At 58.7% G+C, this 14,921-nt stretch carries 11 protein-coding genes; all 11 read right to left on the reverse strand.

The features are described 5' to 3' along the window. Positions 1-153: 153 nt before the first annotated feature. The 11 genes from ACLH0H_RS07885 to ACLH0H_RS07935 all read right to left on the reverse strand — a co-directional run bounded on the left by ACLH0H_RS07885 (position 154) and on the right by ACLH0H_RS07935 (position 14,509). Positions 154-3,219 carry an efflux RND transporter permease subunit gene (locus ACLH0H_RS07885; protein WP_411381602.1) on the reverse strand — a complete coding sequence of 1,022 codons (3,066 nt, stop codon included), beginning with the start codon at positions 3,217-3,219 and terminating at the stop codon, positions 154-156. Continuing rightward, positions 3,216-4,286, reverse strand: coding sequence for an efflux RND transporter periplasmic adaptor subunit (locus ACLH0H_RS07890; RefSeq protein WP_411381603.1), 1,071 nt, complete (start codon positions 4,284-4,286; stop codon positions 3,216-3,218). Before ACLH0H_RS07890 ends, ACLH0H_RS07885 begins: the two co-directional genes overlap by 4 nt. Further along, positions 4,283-5,365, reverse strand: a complete 1,083-nt coding sequence (locus tag ACLH0H_RS07895; protein WP_411381604.1) for an efflux RND transporter periplasmic adaptor subunit — start codon at positions 5,363-5,365, stop codon at positions 4,283-4,285. The genes ACLH0H_RS07890 and ACLH0H_RS07895 overlap by 4 nt, the downstream gene beginning before the upstream one ends. 226 nt (positions 5,366-5,591) lie before the next feature. Next, a complete protein-coding gene (locus ACLH0H_RS07900; protein ID WP_411381605.1) occupies positions 5,592-6,443 on the reverse strand; it encodes a transporter substrate-binding domain-containing protein in 852 nt (283 codons plus the stop codon). After that, positions 6,440-7,216 (reverse strand): amino acid ABC transporter ATP-binding protein, encoded by a 777-nt coding sequence (locus ACLH0H_RS07905; RefSeq protein ID WP_411381606.1) that lies wholly within the window; start codon positions 7,214-7,216, stop codon positions 6,440-6,442. Before ACLH0H_RS07905 ends, ACLH0H_RS07900 begins: the two co-directional genes overlap by 4 nt. Next, entirely contained in the window at positions 7,213-7,872 is a 660-nt protein-coding gene (locus ACLH0H_RS07910) for an amino acid ABC transporter permease (RefSeq protein ID WP_411381607.1), read from the reverse strand. The genes ACLH0H_RS07905 and ACLH0H_RS07910 overlap by 4 nt, the downstream gene beginning before the upstream one ends. After that, the gene (locus ACLH0H_RS07915) at positions 7,853-8,518 is read right to left on the reverse strand and encodes an amino acid ABC transporter permease (protein ID WP_411381608.1); all 666 of its coding nucleotides are present in this window, start codon (positions 8,516-8,518) and stop codon (positions 7,853-7,855) included. Before ACLH0H_RS07915 ends, ACLH0H_RS07910 begins: the two co-directional genes overlap by 20 nt. A 493-nt stretch (positions 8,519-9,011) precedes the next feature. Next, on the reverse strand, positions 9,012-9,794 hold the full coding sequence (locus ACLH0H_RS07920) for a MetQ/NlpA family ABC transporter substrate-binding protein (RefSeq protein ID WP_076951549.1): 783 nt from the start codon (positions 9,792-9,794) through the stop codon (positions 9,012-9,014). Between the two features lie 107 nt (positions 9,795-9,901). Beyond that, entirely contained in the window at positions 9,902-10,828 is a 927-nt protein-coding gene (locus ACLH0H_RS07925; RefSeq protein ID WP_411381609.1) for a sigma 54-interacting transcriptional regulator, read from the reverse strand. A gap of 49 nt (positions 10,829-10,877) precedes the next feature. Continuing rightward, positions 10,878-11,459, reverse strand: a complete 582-nt coding sequence (locus ACLH0H_RS07930) for an alpha/beta hydrolase (RefSeq protein WP_411381610.1) — start codon at positions 11,457-11,459, stop codon at positions 10,878-10,880. Positions 11,460-11,647: 188 nt separating this feature from the next. Next, positions 11,648-14,509: a glycosyltransferase family 32 protein gene (locus ACLH0H_RS07935; protein WP_411381611.1), complete on the reverse strand. Its 2,862-nt coding sequence runs from the start codon at positions 14,507-14,509 to the stop codon at positions 11,648-11,650. Positions 14,510-14,921 lie beyond the last annotated feature (412 nt).

Here is a 14,921-nt window from a genome sequence, read left to right on the forward strand (position 1 = left end):
GCCCCGCGCTGGGTGGCGAAGCCGCCCCGGTAGGGCCACTGGGGCATATCTGATTGACCCGAGTCGCTTGGTTTTGGGGCGGCTTCGCCACCCAGCGCGGGGCAAGCCCGCTCACTACAAGTTGTATCGATACCTAGAGGTCTCCCACATTTTTTAACCGCGTTCCTCCTGAGTTTCCTGTTTCGGCTCGCGGATCTTGTACCAGGCCACATACAGTGCCGGCAAAAACAGCAGCGTCAGCAACGTGGCGATGATGATCCCGCCGATCATGGCGTACGCCATTGGCCCCCAGAACACTTCCCGCGCAATCGGGATCATGCCCAGGCTCGCTGCCGCCGCCGTCAACAGGATCGGTCGGCGCCGGTGTTCGGTGGCCTCCACCACCGCATCCCACGGCGTATAGCCGGCCAGCTCATATTCATGAATCTGCGTCACCAGGATCACCGAGTTGCGGATGATGATGCCGATCAGCGCCAGAATCCCGAGGATCGCCACGAAGCCCATGGGGGTGCCTGTTGGGATCAGCGCCAGCACTACGCCGATCAGGCCCAGCGGCGCGACACTGGCGACCAGGAACATCTTCTGCACGCTGTGCAGTTGGATCATCAGAAAGGTCGCCATCAGAAACAGCATCAACGGCACCACGCTGGCAATCGGGCCCTGGGCCTTGCCGCTTTCTTCCACGGTGCCGCCAGTGGCGACCTTATAGCCCACCGGCAAGCCGGCGCTGAACTTGTCGATTTCCGGCTTGAGTTGCTTCACCAGGTCCGTTGGCTGCATCTCATCGCGCACCGCCGCCTTGATGGTGATGGTCGGCTTGCGGTCGCGGCGCCATACCAGCGGCTGTTCCAACTCATAGCGCACGGTGGCGAAGGCCAGCAGCGGAATCGAGGTGCCGTTGGGCGTGACGATCTGCAGGTTCTGCAAGGTTTCCGGCGTGCCGCGTTCGGCGTCTTCGGCACGGCCGACCACGTTGATCAGGTAGATATCGTCGTTCACCTGGGTCACCGAGGCGCCGCTGACCACGCTGTTGAGCAACTGCGCCACGTCTTCCGAGGACAGCCCCAGTTGCCGCGCCTTATCCTGGGCGATGTCGATGCGCAGCACTTTGCCCGGCTCGTTCCAGTCGTAGATGATCTCGCCCAGGTGGGTGTTTTTATCCAGCAGGGTCGCCAATTCGATGGCGTGTTTGCGCACCTGGTCGGTGTCTTTGCCGGACACGCGATACTGAATCGGCCTGCCCACCGGCGGGCCCATTTCCAGCGGCTGCACGAAGCTGCCGATGCCCACGAAGTCATCTCTCAAGCGCTTTTGCAGGCGTGTGATCAACTCGCCGCGCTCTTCCAGACCTTTGCTCACAATTACCAACTGTGCGTAATAAGGGTTTTCCAGTTGCTGGTCGAGGGGCAGGTAGAAACGGATCGCGCCCTGGCCGATATAAGTGCTCCAGCGCGCAATGTCCGGGTCGTCCTTGATGATCGCTTCCAGACGGTCGACGGCCTTGCGCGTTTCGTTGATCGACGCGTTTTGCGGCAGGTTCAGGTCGACCAGGATTTCCGGGCGGTCCGACGACGGGAAGAACTGGTTCTGCACGAACTGCATGGAAAACACCGAGGCGACGAACAGCGCCAAGGTGATGCCGATTGCCCACCAGCGGTTGCGCATGGCCCAGAGCATGCCGCCGTTGAACGCGCGGCCGATCCGCCCCGGTTCGGCATTGTGGGGTTTCACGTTGGCGCTGAGGATATGCACGCCAATCACCGGCGCAAACAGCACCGCCACCACCCACGACACCAGCATCGCCACGGCAATCACCGCGAACAGGGTGAAGGTGTACTCGCCCGCCGAACTGGCGTTGAGGCCAATCGGGACAAAACCTGCGACCGTCACCAACGTACCGGTCAGCATCGGGAACGCCGTGGAGGTGTAGGCGTAGGTCGCCGCCTGCTCCTTAGTTTCGCCTTTTTCCAGGCGCGTGATCATCATCTCGACGGTGATCATCGCGTCGTCCACCAGCAGGCCGAGCGCGATAATCAACGCGCCCAACGAGACGCGCTGCATGGTGATGCCGCTGTATTCCATGAACACAAACACCAGCGCCAGCACCAGCGGAATTGAGCACGCCACCACCAGCCCCGCGCGCATGCCAAGGCTGATAAAGCTCACCACCAGCACGATGATCACCGCTTCGAACAGCGCGCTGGTAAAGCCGCCGACGGCCTCCTCCACCACTTCCGCCTGGTCAGAAACCTTGTGCACGCCGACGCCCACCGGCAGGTCGGCGGTCAGCTCGTCCATGCGCCCGTGCAACGCCTTGCCGAACGACTGGATATTGCCGCCCTTCTGCATGGCGATGGCCAAGCCGATCGCCGGCTTGCCGTTGAAACGAAACATCGGCCGCGCCGGGTCGACATAGCCGCGTGTGATTTCAGCGATATCCGCCAGGCGATAGAAACGGTCGTTGAGCCGCAGGTTGACGTTGGCCAGGTCCTTTTCCGAGGCGAACTGTCCGGAAGTGCGCACCGAAATCCGCTCCGGCCCGGCCTCGATCACCCCGGCCGGCGTCACCGCGTTCTGCGATTGCAGGCTTTGCACCACCTGGCGCTGGTCAACCCCCAGCGCCGCCAGTTTGCGCGTGGAGAAATTCAGGTAAATCACTTCGTCCTGCTGGCCGATCATCTCGACCTTGCCCAGCCCTGGCACCGAACGGATCTCGGCGCGCACCTGCTCAACGTAGTCGCGCAACTGGCGCATCGACAGGCCGTCGCCGGTAAACGCATACACCGAGCCGAACACATCACCGAACTCGTCGTTGAACGACGGCCCCTGCAAGCCTTGGGGGAAGCTGCCGCGAATATCGTCGATCTTCTTGCGCACCTGGTACCAGATCTCCGGGATGGCCTTGGCGCTGGTGGTGTCCTTGAGGAACACTAATATCGTGGACTCGCCCGGCCGGGTGTAGCTTTTCACGTAGTCGAGTGAGTCGAGTTCTTCGAGTTTTTTCTCGATGCGGTCGGTGACCTGCTTGAGGGTTTCTTCCTGGGTCGCACCCGGCCAGCGGGTCTGTATCACCATGGTCTTGATGGTGAACGAAGGGTCTTCCTCGCGCCCCAGGTTCATGTAGGAAAATACGCCCATCAACAGCGCGACGAACATCAGGTACCAGACGAAGGACTGATGCTTGAGCGCCCAGTCGGATAAGTTGAAGCTCCCTTTCATCGCGGGCTGTCCTCGTCGATTTTGACTTTTTGCCCAGGCTTCAGGCTGTTCACGCCGGCGGTGACGATGCGCTCGCCGGGTGTGACGCCGCCATTGATCAAGGCGCTGTCGGCGTCACGGCTGAGCACGGTGATATCGCGCGGTTGCACGGTCTGGTTCTGGGTGTCGAGCAGCCAGATGCGGGTCTTGCCGTCGACCTCCTGCAGGGCGCTCAAGGGCAGCTCGATGCGTGGCGCGATGGCGGTGCTCAAGGTCACGCTGATCGCCGTGCCGAGGCGAAATGCAGGCGGTGTTTCGGTCAGGCTCAGCCGTGCGCGACGGGTGCGCGTGGCGCTTTGCGCCTGGGGTTCGATCTCGCGCACGATGGCGGTGGTCTGCACGCTCGGGTCGAGTTGCGCGGCGACCAGAAACACCACATCCGGCGGCAGGCGCTCGGCCAGGCCGGCGGGCAGGTCGATCACCGCTTCCTTGATGTCCGGGCGCGCCAGGGTCACCACTTGCTGGCCGGCGGTGACAACCTGGCCGGCCTCGGCGTTCCAGGCGGTGACAATGCCAGGGTGGTCAGTGCGCAGTTCGGCGTAGTTGAGCTGGTCCTTGGCTTGATCGACCGACGCGCGGGCCTGGTCGAGGGTAGCCTGGGTGGTTTTCAGATCAGTCTGGGCCACGTCCAGTTGAGCCTGGGCGCCGACGCCACGGTTGAACAGCTCCTGCTGGCGACGGGCATTGGCCTGGGCATTGATGAACTGGGCCTGCACCCGCGCGAGGTCGCCCTGGGCCGCGCGCAGTTGGTTCTGCTGGTCGGTGGGGTCAAGGACGGCGAGCAAGGCGCCTTTGTCCACCTCGGCGCCCACGTCCACCGTGCGGCGAGCGATACGGCCAGGCACGCGAAAGCCCAGGTTGCTTTCATAGCGGGCCTGGACGGTACCGGCGAAACGACCGAGGCTTTGCTGGTCTTCGGCCTTCACTTCCATGGACAGCACCGGGCGCACGGGCTCGGGTGGCGGTTCTTGCTTCGAACAGGCGACCAGCAACAGGCTGGCACCGAGCAGCAGCGTCAGGTGCTTCATGGCTGGGCTCCTGGCTGGGCGATCTCGACGGTCATGCCGGGGTGCAGCAATTGCCCGCCGGCCACCACGACCTTCTCGCCGCCTTTGAGGCCGTCGCCAATGATGACTTTGCCGGTGAGGTAACGCGCCACGCTGACCTTATGCAGTTGCGCCTTGCCGTCGCCGTCGACCAACCATACAGCGGGTTCGCTGAGGTCTTTGGTCAATGCGGCCCACGGCAGTTCGATGCTCGCTTTGGTCGGGCCATTGGCGGTGGCGCTCACCACCGAGCCCAGTTCCATGCCCTTGGGCAGCGCCTGCAGGGCGATTTTCACCTGCACGGTGCCCGTATTGGCGGCCACGGCCGGGGTGACTTCACGGACCTTGCCCACGGCCTTGATGCTGGGGTTATCCAATAAGCTGATGGTGATGGGCGCGTCCGGCGCCGGCTCCACCAGCAGTGATTCATACACGTTGAACACGGCATCGCGCTCGCCATCGCGCGCCAGGCTGAAAATCGGCACCGTGGCCTGCACCACCTGGCCGACTTCGGCCTGGCGCGCGGTAATCACGCCAGGCGCATCGGCGACCAGCGCGGTGTAGCCCAGTTGTTCACGGGCGTTGGCCAGTTGGGCCTGGGCCGCGGCCAGGGCGCTCTGGCTGCTGCGCAGGGCGGCCTGGGCGGAATCATATTCGCTACGGCTGGTGTAGCCCTTGGGCAGGAGTTTTTCCTGGCGCACGAAGGCGGCTGCAGTCTGCTTGACCCGCGCCTGTTCGGCCACGACCTGGGCCTGGGCGGAGTCGACGTTGGTCTGCAGATCCTTGGGATCGAGCTTGGCCAAGACTTGCCTGGCGCTCACGCGATCGCCGACATCCACCATGCGCTGAATGATCTTGCCGCCGACACGAAAGGACAGGTCCGTCTGCACCCGCGCCTGGATATCGCCCGTGAGGGTCACCGTCGCGGCGAAATCCGCCGGCTGCACGGTCTGTACAAACACCCGTGAATGCGCCTTGGGTTCAGCCTTTTCCTCGCCACAGCCGCTCAGCAGCGTCAGTAGGCCAAGGCCAAAAATACAGGTGGAAATACGACCGCCCATGCAGGCTCCTTTTGCGTGATGCCGACTTGCCAGTGTGCATGCGACTGTGAGCTTAGTTCAGGGTTCCTTATCTGCATGGATGAGTGGAGCAGGCGGCGCCTGTGATGGCCTCTTCGCGAGCAAGCCCGCTCCCACAGGTGGCCGCATTCCAAAGGTGGAACTCGGTCGAATGTGGGAGCGGGCTTGCTCGCGAAAGCGGTAGATCAGTCACCGCAAAAGCACGGGATCAGCCCTGCCACTTCCCACCTTCCACAATCACACTCTCAGGCTTGGTGTCATCGCTCAGCTCTTTACGCACATACTGGTCATACAGCTTGAGCAAGAACTTCTCTTCACCCAACTTCGCCAACTCGGCATTTACCCAGTCACGCAGTTCGATATTGCCCTTCTTCACCGCTGGCGCAATCGGCGCTTCATCACCGAGTTTTTCTTCCAGCACGCGGTAACCCGGGTTCTGCTTGGCCCAGCTGAACAGCACCAGGTTGTCTTGCGCATACGCATCGCCACGTCCGGCCGACAGGGCTTGCAGAGACTCGGAGTTCTTTTCGAACTTGAGCAGTTTCCAGTCCGGGTGGTTTTTGGTCAGCCAGATATCGGCGGTGGTGCCGGTGGTCACGATAGTGGTACGGGTGGCCAGGTCATTCAGGTTCTTCACTGCGCTGTCCTTGGGCACCAGGGCCTGCACCGCAACTTTCAGGTTGGGGTTGGTGAAGTCCACCGCTTCCTTGCGCTCCGGCGTCACGGTCATGTTGGCGAGGATCAGGTCGACCTTGTCGCTTTGCAGGAACGGAATACGGCTGGCCGGCTCGACGGCAACAAATTCGACTTTGTTCTCGTCGCCCAGCAGGTCCTTGGCGAATTGGCGACCGATATCGGTATCGAAGCCCACGTAGCGGCCGGCTTCGTTGACAAAGCCGAAGGGAGGTTTGTCGGTAAAGACCCCGACGATCAGCTTGTCGCGCGCCTTGATCTTGTCGATGTAGCTCACGGCGGCGCCCGGTTTTGCAGGCTCTTCGGCCTTTTTATCGCAACCGGCCAGCAAGGCGACGGCAAACAGTGGCAGCAGTAACTTTTTCATATCAGTTCCAGTTCCTTGATCTTTTTGGGCAGTGTTGAAACAAAGGAGAACTTCTCCAGGAACTGCTGCGCGCGTGCGGTTTGCGGGTTCGTAAAGAATGCCTCGGGGGTGTTGTGTTCGAGGATGCGACCGGCCTCCATAAACACCACGCGGTCAGCGACGGCGCGGGCGAAGGCCATTTCGTGGGTGACGATCAGCAGGGTCATGCCATCGCGCGCCAGGCCCTGGATCACTTCCAGTACTTCTTTGACCATTTCCGGGTCAAGGGCCGCGGTGACCTCGTCAAACAGCATGACCTGAGGGTTCATGCACAGCGAGCGGACGATGGCGATGCGTTGCTGTTGACCGCCGGAGAGCTGGCGCGGGTAAGCGTCGCGCTTGTCGGCCAGGCCCACACGCGCCAGCAATTGCTCGGCCTGTTCGCGGGCTTCGCGGGGGTCGCGTTTTTGCACCTTCAACGGGCCGAGCAGGATGTTGTCGAGCACGCTCATGTGCGGGAATAGGTGGTAACTCTGGAACACCATGCCGATGTCCTGGCGCACCTGGCGCCAGTCGGTGCTTTTGTCCAGAAGCTCTCGGCCGGCAAAACGCAGGCTGCCACTGTGTGCCACTTCCAGGCCGTTGAGGCAACGCAGCAAGGTACTTTTGCCGCAGCCACTGGGGCCGAGGATCACCACCACTTCGCCGCTTTGCACGCTCAGGTCGATGCCCTTGAGCACGTGCGTGTCGCCGAAATATTTATTGAAACCCTGGAACTCGATCAATGCGCTCATGCTTGGGCCCAGCGCCGTTCCAGCACCTTGGAGGCAGCCGATAACGGGTAGCAGATAAAGAAGAAAAACAGGAACAGCACGCCATAGATCAACACTGACTCATAGGTGCGTTCGATGATTTGCTGGCCGACCTTGATCACGTCCACCACGCCGATCAGTACCGCCAGGGAACTGGTCTTGATGATGCGCGTGTAAACGTTGATGGTCGGCGGCGTCATGCGCTTGAGGGCCTGAGGCAGCAGCACGTAGCCGTAGAGCTGCGGATCGGAGAGACCAATCGACAACCCCGCTTCACGCTGGCCGCGGGGCAGCGAATGCAAGGCGCCGCGCACCACTTCGCCCACTTCGCTGGCACCCCACAGCGACAGCACCAGCACCGCGCACCAGAAACTCGGGATGCTCAGGCCGAAGAAAATCGGCAGGCCAAAAAACAACAGGTACAACCACACCAGCACCGGGATCGCGCGAAACAGCTCCAGGTAAACCCGCAGCACGGCGTTGATCAGCCTGTTGTTCAAGGTGCGCAGCACGCCGTACAGCACGCCACCAACCGTGCTGAACGCGATGCCCAAAAACGAAATCGACAAGGTTTGCGCCGCGCCCTTGCCCAGTTGCGGCAACGACACCCACAGCAACTCAAGACCCGAACTGGCCATGCTGGAGCCTCCTTTCCAGGCGGCTGAGCAGCAGCGACAGCGGCAGGAACAGCAGCACGCAAATCAGCGTCAGCACCGCGAGCATTTCGTACGTCTTGTAGTAAAGGGCGATGTAGCTCTTGGTGGTGTAGAGAATCTCCGGCACCGCCACGGCGGAGACCACGGTGGTCTCCTTGAGCAGAAAGATGAAATTGGCGAACAGCGCCGGCAGGCTGAGGATACCGGCCTGAGGCAGGATCACGTGACGCAGCAATTGCCAGTCGGACAGGCCGATGGACTTGCCCGACTCGATCTGCGCCAGCGGCACCGCTTCGACGCCGGCGCGCAGCACTTCAGTGAGGTAGGCGCCGCCGAGGAAGGTCATGGTGATGATCGCCGCCCAGAACCCGGAGATATTCAAGCCCAGGGCCGGCAGCGCGAAATACACAAAGAACAGTTGGATCAGCAGCGGCGTGTTACGCGCCAATTCCACATAGAGCCCGACCAGGCGCGACAGGTACGGCGTGCGAAACACCAGCAACGCCGCGTTGACCAGCGCCACCAGCAACGAGGTGGCAATGGCAATCAGGCCCACTTGCAGCGTCACGCCTACGGCCTTTAGAAACGCCGGCAGGGTGCTGAGGATAAAAGCGAAATCGAAGGTCATTTCCAGTCCATGACGCCGCATGGGTAATGCAGCGAGCGCAATCCGATCCGGTGTGGGTAACGCCGGGTAGCGCAAACTTTAAAGGTATAAAAAGCAAAATTTAAATACCAAAATAGCATATTGATATCACCCAAAAAGATAACCGCCGGGTTCGCGGGTTTGGCGGGGGGGGCTATGGTTGATGGGTCTGTATTTCGAGGGAATGAACATGAAAAAGGAAGCGAAGCCCCTGGATCCGCAGGAGTTGGTGAAGTGGTTGGTAGCGTTGCGCAGGGCCATCAATAGCCGCCCCGTCTGAAACAGTGAAGATCCAATGTGGGAGCGGGCTTGCTCGCGAATGCGGTGTGTCAGTGAATAAATCTTTGACTGAACCACCGCTTTCGCGAGCAAGCCCGCTCCCACAGTTTTTGATCGCATTTCAAAACACCATAAAAAAACGCCGACGCTGCAGTAGCCGTCGGCGTTTAAACCTTGAAGGGGGTTTTGGCTTACATCAGAACGCCGGCAACACCGCGCCGTTGTACTTCTTCTCGATGAAGGCTTTGACTTCCGGGCTGGTCAGGGCCTTGGCCAGCTTCTGGATCGCGTCGCTGTCCTTGTTGTCCGGGCGCGCGACCAGGAAGTTAACGTACGGCGACTTGGCGTCTTCGATGATCAACGCATCCTTGGCCGGGTTGAGGCCGGCTTCCAATGCGTAGTTTGTATTGATCATGTCCAGGTCAACCTGGTCCAGCACGCGTGGCAGCAGGGCGGATTCCAGTTCTTTGAATTTCAGGTTTTTCGGGTTGCTGGCAATGTCTTTCGGCGTGGACAGGGCATTGGTCGGGTCTTTCAGGGTGATCACACCGGCTTTCTGCAGCAGCAACAGGGCACGGCCGCTGTTGGAGCCTTCGTTCGGGATGGCAACGGTGGCGCCGTCCTTGAGCTCGGAAATATTCTTGATCTTTTTCGAGTAGCCACCGAACGGCTCGACGTGCACGCCGATCACGGTGACCAAGTTGGTGCCCTTGCCCTTGTTGAAGTTTTCCAGGTACGGCAGGGTCTGGAAGTAGTTGGCGTCCAGGCGTTTCTCAGCGACTTGCACGTTCGGCTGCACGTAGTCGGTGAAGACTTTGATCTGCAGGTCCACGCCTTCTTTGGCCAGGGTCGGCTTGATCAGCTCCAGGATCTCGGCGTGCGGCACCGGGGTGGCGGCCACCACCAGTTTCTCGTTGGCCTGGGCGAAGCCAGCTGTCAGGGCAGCCGCCAGTGCGGTAAACAACAGAACCTTTTTCATGCAATGTCCTTCTAACGACCGTTTTCTATGTGAGGTGCCAGCGAAGTGCTATCGCGGTGTGGAACGGACAATACCTATATTTTTTATTCCCGAACAATATCTTTTATTCACTTTGATATTCCATTTTGCTCATATAGGAATTTACGCAACGTTTCCTGCTCTGCGGGACCGGCGCTCGCGAAAATCCGCCTCACTTGTTCCAACGGCGAACCGACGACGGGCAAATTCAGATGCTCGGGCAAAATCTCATCGCCGCTGCTTACCAGCAATGCAAAGTGGATAACATTTTCCAGCTCGCGGGTATTGCCCGGCCAGCTGTGATGCTCCAGCACACGCTGGGCGGCATCGCTGATCAACGGTACCGGAAGGCCCAGGCGCTGGCTGTAAATACCCAGAAAGTATTCAGCCAGGGACAGGATATCGCCGACCCGCTCGCGCAGCGCCGGCAAGTCCAGCCGGCCTTCGCTCAGGTAATGGAACAGGCGCTCATGGAACTTGCCGGCTGCCACGGCCTGCGCCAGATCGATGCTGGTGGCGGCGACGAGGCGAACGTCCACCGGGCTCGGGTGGTGAGCGCCGACACGGGTGACTTCATGGTTTTCCAGGGCCGCCAGCAGTTTCACCTGGATCGGCAGCGGCAAGTCGCCGATCTCGTCCAGGTACAAGGTGCCGCCATTGGCCGACCCGAACCAACCCGCCCGGCTGCTGGCCGCACCGCTGTGGGCGCCGGCGGCATAACCGAACAATTCCGCGTCGGCGTAGGTGGGGCTGATCGCGCCGCAATTGACCGAGACAAACAACCCAGCACGATCGCTGCCACGGTGAATATGCCGCGCCAGCAGCTCTTTACCGCTGCCCGTCTCGCCGCGAATCAACACGGGCAAGGCGCGCGGCGCGAGGCTTTCCAGTTCTTCGCGCAGTTGCCGTGAACGGGGATCGACAAACACCAACGCCTTGGCGCGGATACTCAGCGGGCTTTTTTCGGCGTCGGGGAAGGTCAGCAAGGGCTGGCCGTAGGTTTCATGCAGACTCATGGCAGACTCCCGCCCCCATTCCACTCAGGGACAGGGCGTTGAAAAATGTTCAGGCAGTGCGCCGGGCGTGATGCTCGAGGCGGCTCTGCAGGCGATAAAGGTAGGCGAAACCCTGTTCCCAACGCTGGTGGCCGGACTTCACATTGATATGGCCGGCACCGGACAAAATGCCGGCTTCGGCACCCCAGTTGCGCGCCAGCTCCACTGCTCGAGGGGCGCTGACGGCACTGTCGTTGTCGGAGCTGACCACTTGGCTGGGAAACGGCAGCAGGTCAGTGGGGATGGGCGCGAAGTTTCGCAAGGCCGGTGCACACGCGGGGCGTTCGACGTCAGCCGGGGCCACCAGCAGGGCACCGCGTACCTGCCGCAGGTAATGCACCGGTGCGGTGGCCGCCCAATGCGCCACCGTAATGCAGCCCAGGCTATGAGCGATCAGGATCACCGGCGTGCTGTCGGCCGCGATGGCCTCGGCCAGCGCCGCAACCCAGTCTTCGCGACGCGGCGCCACCCAATCGACCTGCTCCACGCGGGCGCTGTTGGGCAGGCTGTGCTGCCAATGGGTTTGCCAATGATCTTCTGGCGATCCTTGCCAGCCCGGCACGATCAGGTAACGAATCGACTCGCTGTGCATGGGTGCCCTCCTGCAGCGTTAAACGTTGCTGATCAGTATAGGGGCGGGAGTTATACTCGTTAAGGAATAAGAAGCTATTTGTTAATAACCAAAAACTTTTTCGTCTCGCTTTCGCATGTGCCGAGGTGAACACATCAAGTCCCGACACATTCGTGCCGGGTGGTTACCTGACCGGTTATGCGCCAGCCTCAGCGGGAGTGGCGCATGGAGTGCTCGCCGCCGATATCGACACCAAATTTCCTGTCCATCGCCCAATAGTGTTCCTGTAACCGCTGCAATTGCTGGAGGTAGGTTTGAGGGACTACCAACCTTCCGCTCGTTACATCGGACAAATCGTCAAAAACAGGGAAAAGCCCCATTTTTTCTTGTTTCATCACAGCGTTGAAAACGTGAGGACCTGTCACCTCGAATATTTTCTTTTCGTAGGCCTTGTACGCTTCCCGTTCGGAGGCTGTGGGGTTTTCTCCAATAAAGGGTCGATTGGCATCCAGCCACTCCTTGCTGGCTTTAAAGCGTCGATACGTTTCCTCCAGGACTTTGTCGAATACCGGGTTTTCCGCGTGGCTCGCAAAATTGCTGTTATTAAACCCGGAAAAATCCGCCGGCTCGTAGGTGACTGGGGAGCTCATTAACACCTCATTCGGCGCAGCTTTTAATGAGACGTCTCCCACCGGGATGGTCAGAACATCATCAGTGTCCATATAAATGCCACCGTACCGTTTCATTAACGCGGCACGCATCACATCCGAAGACGCTGCGAGGTTCCGCCTTTGCCCGGAACGAAAGTACTGATACATCTCGCCATACTCACCTGTATTAAAGTCGCGAAAACTTTCATCTGCCTTAAGGTCCCGAACTTCCAGGCCACCGACTTTGTGGTCCAGTGCTTGTTTCACTTTCAGAAAGACACTTTGATCGTTAGCATCAACATGCACAATTGATTGGTAACCTGGACTTTTCCGGGCGTTTTCGATGATATTTTTTATCAGATGCTCCGGCATTTCATTTCCGGCCCAGAAATAATGTATAACTTTTGGTACTTCCGTCGGATTCAATGGCAGTAACGGCAACCCAGGCAACTTTACAACTTTGTTACTTACCGAGGCCAGCCGCTTGTCAGCACTGGCCAGCAGTTGCTCTCTTGTGCCTGACAGCCACTGCTCCTCATGCTCGCGCCAATGAAACACATCACTGGCTTGACCGCTAGAATCGAGCCCCCGCCAGGCTTCAGCTTGCAAATCATAAACAACCGGACATGAATAGCCGTTCACATCGATGGAATATGTCTGCGCTCTCGACACCCTTACTCCATCCAGGGGAACACTAAATTCTTTGAACACTGCAGGGGGTGAAACAGGCCCCATGGGGTATCCGATTTGACCATTGACTCGTTGAGGCGGCTTGAAAAATGGGCGCGTCGGGTTTGTGAGTTGGCTTGATTGTGCGGCGCCCTCGCTTTCAGGTTTCAACGCTTTCGCAAGCGAACCGCCCCCATGGGTCACCAACGGTGGCATGGCATTCAATACGCCAAACACAATGCGATCAGCTCCCGTGGATTTCCCCTTCACCACATCGTCAATGCCAATGCCCGCTTGTACGGAACCCGCCGCCAGGTAGAACGCATCAAGCGCCAAGGCAACTTCCGGCATGACAAGCGCCAGGGGCGTCATGAACAACGCGACTTTCGCGGCCTCTTCGACGCCCTGGGTTATTTTGGTCTTTGTATAGTCACTGTCACTGACAATCGCATTATCGGCGTCCGAGAAGGAACGCGACATTTGCCGGGTCATGATTTTTTGAAAAGGGTCGCCGCTCAGCGGATCGACCTTGATATACCGCTCAGGCGACCAATCATTAACATTGGAAAAGCTGAAACCTTCGCTTTCCTGCGCCTCGGACCAGGCTCCCAGCCCTTGCAGGGATTGATGCACACCGTCGGAAAAAACCTTGTCTGCCTGGTCGCCAAGGGAAAAGTGCGTCATGAGTGCTGCGCGTTTCAGCGGATCGGCGGCCTGCTTCGCCAACCACAGCCCCATTTGCTCAGGGTTATCAAAACGATGCAGGGGGGAAGAGTTACCGGGAATGTATAACAACGTCAGCCGTGTTTTCTTGTCGGTCACACAGAGCAAATCTGTCGACTTCATGCCGTTTACGCTGACCAAACCGATGTCCAGACTCGGATCCTGCAAGGTACGATTGGTAAAGTCCTCAACATCCAACTCGGTCCATGGCTTTTGCGCAAAAGGCCCCATTACACGCAGTGCCAGTTTTGTCTCCTCTGGGCCAAGTGACCCATTCAGGCTCTGCAACTTGACGGCCTTGACATAAGACAGCTTGCTCAAGGCCGTATACGAATCGGTGTGCTTCTCCCAAAAAGCGGAGAGTGTATTTTTATATAACCGGGTTCGATCCGTGTCCCATATGAGCGCCTTGAAGTCTGCCACCGGTATGTCGAGCCGCGTGGAAGCACTATAGGGTAAACCGGTGGAGGTTGTGGGCGCTCGATAAATACCTTGCTCGGTGTGAGACGACTCAACGGCCTCTTCGACTTTATTATAAGTAAACACCATCGGTGAAAAATACTGCCCCACTTTCTGAAACCAGTTTTTATTATCCTCTATAGGGACGTCCTGCCTATTTTTCAAAGTGGCCTGAGTCAACGTCACCTTCTCAACAACATCACTCTCGGTTCGACCGCTGCCCTTGAAAGTAACCAGGTATGTATTATCTGGGTCGACATTCGCATTCCAGCGATGTTTCAGCTCACCCGACAAGATTTCTGACATTTCTTTTTCAGGTGTCATGAAGTCTGAAGCATGCGTATTCAAGTAGGCGTTTATACGATCATTCTTTTCCAACACCGACCGGTCGATAACCGCATGGCTTGTGGGCAGGTTTTTTTTGCTGTCTACACTCGAGGCATCGTTTGACGATTCAGGAAAAAAGGCCACCTTTTCACCCTGGATGGATGTTGAGCTCGTTGACTTTTTTAGGTCGGGCCGTGGCTGGCTTATTAGACTAGCAAGATGAACAGGAAAACGTATGGCCATCAAACTGCTCCTTTAATTCAATAATTACTTCACCTCGCCAAGATAATTAACTATCAAAAAAACCACACGCCCGGAAACATCAAAAAACAATAGCAAATCTTACAATCAAATCACTTTAGAACCACATACCTGGATACCTGATTCGCGTCCAAAAAACGCCGCACTCTGCCAAGGAGACAGCCCAACGGTTGTCGGAGCCTTGCGCCCAAGCGTGTTCTTGAATGCTTTCACGCAAAGACAGTAAAGGTAGGCCGCTGGCGGGGAATGTCACCCGTAACGCCTCTTCCAGGCGGCGTAGCAACACGGGGCCGAACAGGGTCAATTCCCTTTGCCACTGGATGGCATGGTTATATTTAATTTCAGAATACCTTGGGCGCTGGCCATACTCACGCCTCATTCACCGAATGCAAGA

Origin of the sequence: Pseudomonas sp. MPB26 (assembly GCF_046605355.1) — a bacterium.
In the GTDB taxonomy this organism is placed as follows: domain Bacteria; phylum Pseudomonadota; class Gammaproteobacteria; order Pseudomonadales; family Pseudomonadaceae; genus Aquipseudomonas; species Aquipseudomonas cedrina.